The sequence below is a fragment of the Romboutsia sp. 13368 genome (assembly GCF_018336475.1).
Classification (GTDB): domain Bacteria; phylum Bacillota; class Clostridia; order Peptostreptococcales; family Peptostreptococcaceae; genus Romboutsia.
In genome coordinates this window covers 485,489-494,588 of the sequence record NZ_CP048741.1, presented here as the reverse complement: position 1 = coordinate 494,588, position 9,100 = coordinate 485,489, and the positions used below count along the sequence as shown (strand labels likewise).

Here is a 9,100-nt window from a genome sequence, read left to right as displayed (position 1 = left end):
AAATATAARCTATAATCATCATTTACTTTTTTAGCTTTTACTTTTTTATTTTTTATTTTTATATTAAAAACTCCATTATTTTCTTTTATAAATGTATCTTCTATAAAGATATTTGCATCTATATCTATATATTCATCAACTTCAAGTCCATTAATATATTCTTCTACATTAATAACTCTTCCCATCATAAAAGGCTTTATCTTAATTTCTGTATCTTTAGGATTTTCTAATACAAATTTTATTTTGTCATTTACAGGTGCTGATATCGTTACTTTTTTACATTGAGTATTGTGATTATATATAAACTTTAAAATAGATTTTAGTGAATCTAAATCTTTATAAAATAGTTCTCTTACAAAAATATTTTCATTATTTAAGAAGTATATTATATACCCCTTATATGTACCATCTTTATATACATAGATGTGGCCGCCCTCACTATTAACTTCTTTAAATAAATTTATATAATATTCTTTATCTCTAACTGTATTTCCATTTACATCTTCTAAAAAAGTATTATTTATATTAATCAAATCATCTATATTTTCTTCAGTTGCTTTATATAATCTTCCTGCTAAATTAAAATTCTTTAAATCATCTATATTAATATAGTATTCTAATTGATCATAGCAATGTTCATATCCATATTTTCTATATAATCTATAATCTATAGGCATAAGTATTGATATTAATTGTCCTTTTTTATAAAGTTCATTAAGAGAGTAATCCATAATTTTTTTCATATATCCTCTTCCTCTTACTTCAGGAAAAGTAGATACACCTACAACATAAGATGTATCATATATTTTATTATCTAGCTTTATTTTGTATTGATTTAATTGAAGGGATGATACGATATCTTTATCTTCACATGCTACAATAGTATTCTGATTATTATATCTATTATTAAAATAATAATCAACAAAACTATCCTCATCATTAAAACAATAATTCCATATATCTTTAATATTCTCTATTTCTTCTTCTTTAGCATATCTAATATTCATATTATTTCTCCATAACAGTATACTTTTCTACAAATTTAACTGGATGATATGAAAGTTTTGCTTTTCTAAGACCAGGTATTCCTAAATCTTCTTCTCTATTTACAAACTCTACATTTTCAAATTCATTTAATATAAATTGCTGATTTATATAAGGGTATAATCCTCTTATATTTGGATTTGCTTTTTCTATATGAATTAATGCCATATTAGGATTTATAAGTTCTCCCATAGTAAATGCTTCTAACTTTCCATCTACATAAATACCTGCTATCTTTAACAAATTCTTTAAGTATTTATAATTTTTAAATATTTTTTTTATACCTACAGATTCATCATCCATGCCTTCATCAAACTCATCGTTTTCTTCTTTATTACTTGTCCATTCTTTTAATAGTTCTAAACAATCAGAGAAATCCTCTTCATCAAGAAGTTTATATGTGTATCTACCTTCATAATCTTTTAAAAATGCATTTATATGATTTCTTTTCTTTTGATTTTTTCTTCCAGCTAGTGTTCTTAAGCTCTCTCCCTCATATACATAGTCAAATAAATCTCTTTCCTCTATGTACTCAAATTTATCTGGATAATTTTTTTGTAATACATCAATAACGTCTTTAGTTACCCCTCTAAAACATATCTTTTTATCATTTTCTTCAAAATGTTTTATAACATAGTCTATAACTTCTGGTAATTTATCTTTCTTTGCTAATGGTAATATAGAAAAGCTATTACCTTCATATTCTGCCATTATAACAGCAAAATCATCTCCTATAAAATATCCTGTCTTATAAACATGTTGCCACATATATAAAGTTGTAAAACAATATTCACAAGCTTCATATTCAACTAATTCAAAATATGGTTGAAGCTCTTTTATCGAATCTATGGTTATGTCTTTAAATTTCATATATCCTCCTAATATTTTTAATTCAATATTATTAATTTAATCTATAAAAATAATTCTTTAATATTTAATCTTTTATTCTTATCCTCAATTGAATTATCTTATATTTTATTGTTTAAAATATAAGATAGTTCGTGTCACTAATTTAGTGTTACCCATATTATTTACATATAAACATATAATGAATGGAGGTAATTTATTGAAAAAGTTATTTTTAACTTATATTACAATAATTATTATAATATCATTTTTACTGCCAAATAGCAAAATTAACCACCTATCTATTCATACTATAGATGTAGGTCAAGGAGATAGTATCTTAATACAAACTCCTAATAATAAAAATATATTAATAGATGGTGGAGATGAAAATAGTTATCATATAGTTTCTAGTTATTTAAAAAAACAAAAGGTAAAAAATATCGATTATTTAATTGCTACCCACTTTGACTCAGACCATATAGGAGGATTAGATAATATAGTAGAAAATTTTAAAGTATCTAATGTATATGCACCTAACTATAAATCAGATACAATATCTTATCAAAACTTAATCAATTCATGTCTTAGTAAAAATTTAAATTTAAACTATCTAAGTAAAGGTGATTTCATAAAGATAGAAGATGATATAAATTTAAATATACTTTCACCTTCTTATATAGGAGATGATAATAATCTTAATTCTATAGTATGTAAAATAGATTACAAAAACAAATCTTTTTTATTTACAGGAGATGCCGAAGCTTCTAATGAATTAAATCTTATAAATACATATGAACTTAGTGATGTTGATTTCCTAAAAGTAGGACATCATGGAAGTAGCTCATCTACTACACCCGAATTTATAGAAGAAGTACGTCCTGATATAGCAGTTATATCTTGTGGCTATAAAAATAATTATGGACATCCTCATAAAAGTACATTAGACACGCTAGAAGAAAATAATATTTTAACATATAGAACTGACCTTTTAGGTGATATAGTATTTTATAGTGATGGAGAAACAATTTATACTACTCAAAATTATAATTTAAATAAGAAGTAGAGTACTCTACTTCTTATTTAGTAAATCATTTATAACAACTGATGCTATTATAAGTCCTCCTACAGAAGGTACAAATGATATACTTCCTGGAGTTACTTTTTTACCATTTAATACTTTCTTTTTTAATTCCGCAGGTTGTTCTGTAGAATAAACTACCTTTAATTTTTTTATTTTTCTGTCCTTTAATTCTTTTCTCATTACTCTAGCAAGTGGACATATTGTTGTTTTATGTATATCTGTAACCTCTATTTTAGTTGGGTCTAACTTATTCCCCATACCCATAGAACTAATTATATCCATACCTTTATTTTTACAAGTTTCTATTAAGTGTATTTTTGATGTAACCATATCTATAGCATCTACTACATAATCATATTTTTCATTTAAAATACTATCACTTGTATCTTTATTATATACTTCTTTTATAGCTTTTATATTTATATTTGGGTTAATATCTAATATTCTTTCTTTCATAACCTCAACTTTATATTTTCCAACAGTTGAATGTAATGCTGGTAATTGTCTATTTATATTTGTTATATCAACATCATCAAAGTCAACTATAGTTAAGTTTCCAACTCCAGCTCTAGCTATAGCTTCTGCTGCAAAACTACCTACTCCTCCAACTCCAAATACTATTACACTAGAATTTTTAAGTTTATCTACACCTTCATCACCTATTATAAGGCTAGTTCTTGTTGTGAAGTTCTTTTCCATAACTATCTCTCCTAAAATTATATTTGTCTAAATTTATAGTTTACTATATTTGTCTAAATTTATAGTTTACTATATACAACTATTTTATAGCTATATAGTTATAATTTATAAAGTTTTTTATATAAAAAAAGAACTCAGCTGAGTTCTTTTCACTGGCGGGAATGCGTGGGAGTCGAACCCACCCAAGAAGCTATTAACTCCTCATACTAGTTTTGAAGACTAGAGAGCACACCAGCACCCATCCATCCCCATAGACATATATTCTCTATCACAGGATAACATATATATCTATCTTTTTCAATATTTTGTAAAATAAAAATTGTCATTTCTATTTAAAGAAAGTCCTTTTTTATTTTACTATATAAATATCTATTGTTTTTCTTCCCCAGTTCTTAACAGTAGATTCATCATTCATATATATATCTATCTTGTTACCTTTTATAGCTCCACCGCAATCCTCTGCTATAAATGTTTTTCCAAACTGAGGTATATATACTTTTGTACCATATGGTATGACACTTGGATCTACTGCTATAGTTCCCCATTTAGGTTTTGTACCTGTTGATGTTATCCCATGACCTGTATACGCTGTTGCTACAACTGACATATGCTTTCTATTTGAACTTGAAACAGATTGAGTTTTGTTTACTGTAGTAGTATTTCTTATATTTTCTCCTCTAGATGAAGCAACCTGAACCTCTACTTTAGTTCCTTTTTTTATAACTTTATCTACAGGCTCCGTAGCAACTACTTCTTTCACAAATTGCTTATCTACTTGTTTTCCATTATGGTAAGTAACCTTATATATTAATTCATTTTTACCAGATTTACCTTCAGTATCTACTTCAGTTTTACCTTTCAATAACTCACTATCTTCTACAATATTAACTTCAAATGGTACTTCCTTATTTTCTTTTAAAGTTGACTCTGTAACATCTATAACTTCTATTTTATCTCCATTTGAAACTTTTTGATCTAATGGTACACTTATTATATCATTATCATCATATTTAACATTCTGTTCCTTCAATATATCTTTGACATTAGATTTTAAAGTTGATATTTCCGATTCTTGTCCTCTGACTACTAATGTTATATCTTTATTAACTAAAGTATACCCTCCTGATAATAATCCTATAGATAACACGGCGGCCATGGCCGAGACTTTTAATATCTTACTATTTTTTATATTCATAATATTCTCCTTCCATCGTTTTTCTCTATGTTAAATGCTATTTTTAAAGTTATATTATGAATTGTAACCAATTTGATACTTTTTGTCAACTTGACAAATATTAAGTAATATGCTTAGTATGTATTTATCTTGCTTTTTTAAGAAATTACTATTTAATTTTAATGTTCTTTTATTATAAAAAAAGCATAGTATAAACTATGCTTTTTTTGAAAACTATANAGTTTTATAAAAGTTATAAGTTAGGAATCTGCCAATTAATTGGTGACTTTCCTAAGCTAATTAATATCTCATTTATTTTAGAGAAATGTTTGCAACCAAAAAATCCTCTACTCGCTGATAGTGGACTAGGATGAGGAGCTTCTAGTATATAATGTCTACTGCTATCTATTAATTCTTTTTTCTTCCTAGCATTTGCACCCCATAAGACAAATATAACGGGATCTTCCCTATCATTTAATAGCTCTATAATTCTATCTGTGAATATCTCCCAACCCTTACCTTTGTGAGAATTTGCTTCATGAGCTCTTACAGTTAATGCAGTATTAAGTAACAGTACACCTTGGTCTGCCCAAGGTATTAAGTATCCATTATTAGGTATAAAGCATCCAATATCATTTTTTAACTCTTTGTATATATTAAGTAATGATGGAGGTATTGCTACATTAGGTTGAACAGAAAATGCCAAACCATGAGCTTGATTTTCCCCATGATAAGGATCTTGACCTAATATTAATACCTTTGTATCTTTATAAGATGTGTGCTTTAAAGCTTCGAATATATTATACATATTAGGGTATATCACCTTAGTGCTATATTCTTCTTTTAAAAATTCTCTCAGCTCTAAATAGTATGCTTTTTTAAATTCATCTGCTAAAAGTTCTTCCCAATCATTGTCTAAATTAACCATAATGTCACCTTCTTTTATTTATTATAAAGAGTTCTTTTATTATCATCTCTTTTAGTTATCTTATTTCTATCAAAATTCTCCAATAAAATCATGCAATTTTTTCTGCTTGAGTTTAAGATATCTCTATATTGACCTAAAGTTATTTCATTATTTTCTTTTAGATATTCTATTAAATTATTTTTTGTATTTTCGTATATTTCCTTATCCATTACATATGCATCATCTAATTTCTCTATATCTTTACCTATCATATATTCTAATACTTCTTCATAGTAATTATTTATGCATATATCATTTATATTCAATAATGTATATGTATTAGGTGCTTTCAATTGCTTTTGTATTATAGTTTTTATCTCTCTTTGTTTGTCATTTAATTTTACATCAAAATCATACTTAGACACTAAATTACCATCTAATTTTATAATATTTTCTAGTTGTAATTTTTCTAGTAATATATCCATTTCTTTAGTTTTAAATCTACTTTCTACTTTAGATTTTAATTCTTCTTTTAGCATTCCACTTCTAAGTCTATATTTTTTGTGATAATCATTTAAGCATTGAACTATAGATTCTTTTAAGTTTTTATACTGATTTATATGCATATATATATTACTTATATTTACAACTTTATTTGCATTTATTAATTCATCTATAGCATTTTTTATTATAGATTCATTTTCTCCACTATAACTCATTATATCTTTTAAAGTATGATATGATTTTAAATTATTTTTTAAATATACCTCTAATATATCTTTTATCTCACCTTTTTCTTTTATTTTAAGTGAGTTTATAATACTTTCATCAAATCTTTTATGTTTTTTAGGTTTAGTATCTAAAATAATCCCTCCACCTATAGTTTCAAGTGGAGAATAATTTCTAAGCACAATATTATCTAATTTTTTACTTACTATACTTTCTTCTAATCTAAGCTGTGCATAACAACTTTCTCCTGGTTTAACAATATCTTTATCTAAAGGAACTACCCTACATAATATTTCTCTAGTTCCATGATATAATCTAAGTCTATCCCAGTGTTTTATACTTTTATTAGAATGTTTAACCAAAGATAATTTTATATCTAACATCATAGAGTCTTCCAATGAATTAGGTGATGCTAATACATCTCCCCTCTTTAACTCTTCAACTTTTATATTAGATATATTTATAGCTGTTCTTTGTCCTGCATATGCAGTTTTCACATTTTCTCCATGAACTTGAATACTTCTTATCTTTGTCTGTAACATTTTTGGATATACAATCAAATCATCATCTACACTTATTTTACCTTCCATTAAAGTACCTGTAACAACAGTTCCAAAGCCTTTTACAGAAAATACTCTATCTATATTAAGCCTAGCTGGTGAATTTCCATTTTTTTCATCTATATCATTACTTATAATATCTATTTTTTTTATAAGTTCATTAATCCCTTTTTTTGATATAGAATCTACTTCTAATATATCTGCATTTTCTAAAAAAGTACCTTTAGTTTTTTCTCTTATATCATCTTTAACAAGTTGCTTAAATTCATCATCTACAGTATCTGATTTTGTTAGTACTATTATGCCTTTTTTTATATTTAAAAATGATAATATATCTAAATGTTCAATAGTTTGAGGCATAACACCTTCATCACTTGCTACAACAAATAATACAATATCTATTCCTGATGCTCCTGCTAACATATTCTTTATAAATTTTTCATGTCCTGGTACGTCAACTATACCTGCTCTTTTGCTATTTGGTAAATCAAAATATGTAAAACCTAAATTTATAGAAATACCTCTTTTCTTTTCCTCTTCTAACGTATCTGTATCTCTACCTGTAAGAGCTTTTATAAGCGTTGTCTTTCCATGGTCTATATGACCTGCTGTTCCTATTATTATATTTTTCATACTTGCCCCCTAGTTAAGGTTATTAATTTAAAGCATTTTTCAATTCATTAGCTATAACATCAAACTCATCTTCAAATATAGTTCTAGAATCTAATATGTACTTATTATCATATACTCTTCCTATTATATGAGAACTACTTAATCTTAACCTTTTTTCTAGAGTTGATACATTTATATTATTAGGCATTATAGCTATTACTTTACTCTTTATTGTTTCAAGTGGCATAGAACCTCCACCTACTTGAGATAGTCCATCTTCTATACAAACTTTCGCATCTATATTTTTTTCAATTATTTTTGAATATAAACTACTTGCTTTTTCTTCTAAGTCACATAAACTATATGTTAACATTTTTAGAGTAGGAATTTCTTTTATCGCTTTTTGTTCATCTAAATAAAGTCTAAGTGTTGCTTCAAGAGCACAAATAGTAAGTTTATCAACTCTTAATGCCCTTGTTAACTGATTTTTTTTCATTTTTTCTATGTATTCTTTTTTACCAATTATTATTCCAGCCTGTGGACCGCCAAGCATTTTGTCTCCACTAAATGTAACTATATCTGCTCCTTTTTTTAAAGAATCAATTACTGTAGGTTCATATGATAATCCATATTTAGATAAATCTATAAATACTCCACTTCCTAAATCTTCTACAACAGGTAAATTATATTTAGTTCCTAATTTTTTTAAATCACTTATATCTACACTTTCTGTAAAACCTAATATCTTATAATTACTAGTATGTACTTTCATTAACACACTAGTATTTTCTGTTATTCCATCTTCATAATCATTTAAATGAGTTTTATTTGTAGCTCCTACCTCAACTAGTTTTGCTCCACTAAGTTCCATTATACTAGGTATTCTAAAAGATCCACCAACTTCAACAAGCTCTCCTCTTGAAACTATCGCTTCCTTATCTTTTGCTAATGTAGATAAAACTAAAAGCACAGCTGCAGCATTATTATTCACTATTAAAACATCCTCTGCATCTGTAAGTTTTTTTATAGTTTCTGTTAAATGAGAATATCTAGAACCTCTTTCACCTTTTTCTATATCATATTCTAAGTTTGAATATCTAAATGCTGTGCTTAATATATCATCTTTTATACTTTCACTAAGTAAAGACCTTCCTAGGTTAGTATGTATAACTACGCCAGTTCCATTTATAACCTTCTTTAAAGATAATTCATATTTTAATCTAACTCTATTTACAGTATCATTTACTATATTCTCAATTCTTATTTCAATATTTGATAAATTATCCTTTTGATTTAATATAGATTTTCGATTTAAATCTATAGTTTCTCTAATTCCTTCTAAAACTAAGTTTCTAGGATATTCTTTTAGAATTTCTATTATATTTTCATTACCTAAAACTTCATCAACTGAAGGTAATTTAGATAAAACTTCTCTAATATTCAAT

At 26.0% G+C, this 9,100-nt stretch carries 8 protein-coding genes and 1 tRNA gene; 1 reads left to right on the top strand and 8 read right to left on the bottom strand.

Annotation, left to right across the window (positions count from 1 at the left end):
• Window positions 1-1,007 (bottom strand): GNAT family N-acetyltransferase (locus tag G3997_RS02080; protein ID WP_296647309.1); only part of this gene is annotated, 1,007 nt, incomplete at its 3' end.
• 1 nt (window position 1,008) lies between these two features.
• Window positions 1,009-1,914, bottom strand: coding sequence for a DUF2156 domain-containing protein (locus G3997_RS02075; RefSeq protein WP_296647305.1), 906 nt, complete (start codon window positions 1,912-1,914; stop codon window positions 1,009-1,011).
• Between the two features lie 196 nt (window positions 1,915-2,110).
• Here G3997_RS02075 and G3997_RS02070 point away from each other — a divergent pair, with 196 nt between their 5' ends.
• Window positions 2,111-2,956, top strand: coding sequence for a ComEC/Rec2 family competence protein (locus tag G3997_RS02070; protein WP_296647302.1), 846 nt, complete (start codon window positions 2,111-2,113; stop codon window positions 2,954-2,956).
• 6 nt (window positions 2,957-2,962) lie between these two features.
• Here the strand turns inward: G3997_RS02070 and G3997_RS02065 are convergent, their stop codons facing one another.
• The 6 genes from G3997_RS02065 to selA form a co-directional block, all read right to left on the bottom strand.
• On the bottom strand, window positions 2,963-3,673 hold the full coding sequence (locus tag G3997_RS02065; protein WP_296647297.1) for a tRNA threonylcarbamoyladenosine dehydratase: 711 nt from the start codon (window positions 3,671-3,673) through the stop codon (window positions 2,963-2,965).
• A gap of 153 nt (window positions 3,674-3,826) precedes the next feature.
• Window positions 3,827-3,923: transfer RNA gene (locus G3997_RS02060), tRNA-Sec, on the bottom strand.
• A 99-nt stretch (window positions 3,924-4,022) separates the two neighbouring features.
• Window positions 4,023-4,868 (bottom strand): 3D domain-containing protein, encoded by an 846-nt coding sequence (locus tag G3997_RS02055; RefSeq protein ID WP_296647294.1) that lies wholly within the window; start codon window positions 4,866-4,868, stop codon window positions 4,023-4,025.
• Between the two features lie 232 nt (window positions 4,869-5,100).
• The gene (locus G3997_RS02050) at window positions 5,101-5,775 is read right to left on the bottom strand and encodes a uracil-DNA glycosylase (protein WP_296647290.1); all 675 of its coding nucleotides are present in this window, start codon (window positions 5,773-5,775) and stop codon (window positions 5,101-5,103) included.
• A gap of 14 nt (window positions 5,776-5,789) precedes the next feature.
• Window positions 5,790-7,676, bottom strand: coding sequence for a selenocysteine-specific translation elongation factor (gene selB / locus G3997_RS02045; RefSeq protein ID WP_296647287.1), 1,887 nt, complete (start codon window positions 7,674-7,676; stop codon window positions 5,790-5,792).
• A gap of 22 nt (window positions 7,677-7,698) precedes the next feature.
• Entirely contained in the window at window positions 7,699-9,099 is a 1,401-nt protein-coding gene (gene selA / locus G3997_RS02040; RefSeq protein WP_296647285.1) for an L-seryl-tRNA(Sec) selenium transferase, read from the bottom strand.
• Between the last annotated feature and the right edge of the window lies 1 nt (window position 9,100).

What these genes read in the sequence shown, in the direction of transcription:
- G3997_RS02075 (WP_296647305.1), bottom strand. Translation starts at nt 1,914, where the DNA reads ATGAAATTTAAAGACATAACCATAGATTCGATAAAAGAGCTTCAACCA.
- G3997_RS02065 (WP_296647297.1), bottom strand. Translation starts at nt 3,673, where the DNA reads ATGGAAAAGAACTTCACAACAAGAACTAGCCTTATAATAGGTGATGAA.
- G3997_RS02055 (WP_296647294.1), bottom strand. Translation starts at nt 4,868, where the DNA reads ATGAATATAAAAAATAGTAAGATATTAAAAGTCTCGGCCATGGCCGCC.
- G3997_RS02050 (WP_296647290.1), bottom strand. Translation starts at nt 5,775, where the DNA reads ATGGTTAATTTAGACAATGATTGGGAAGAACTTTTAGCAGATGAATTT.
- selB (WP_296647287.1), bottom strand. Translation starts at nt 7,676, where the DNA reads ATGAAAAATATAATAATAGGAACAGCAGGTCATATAGACCATGGAAAG.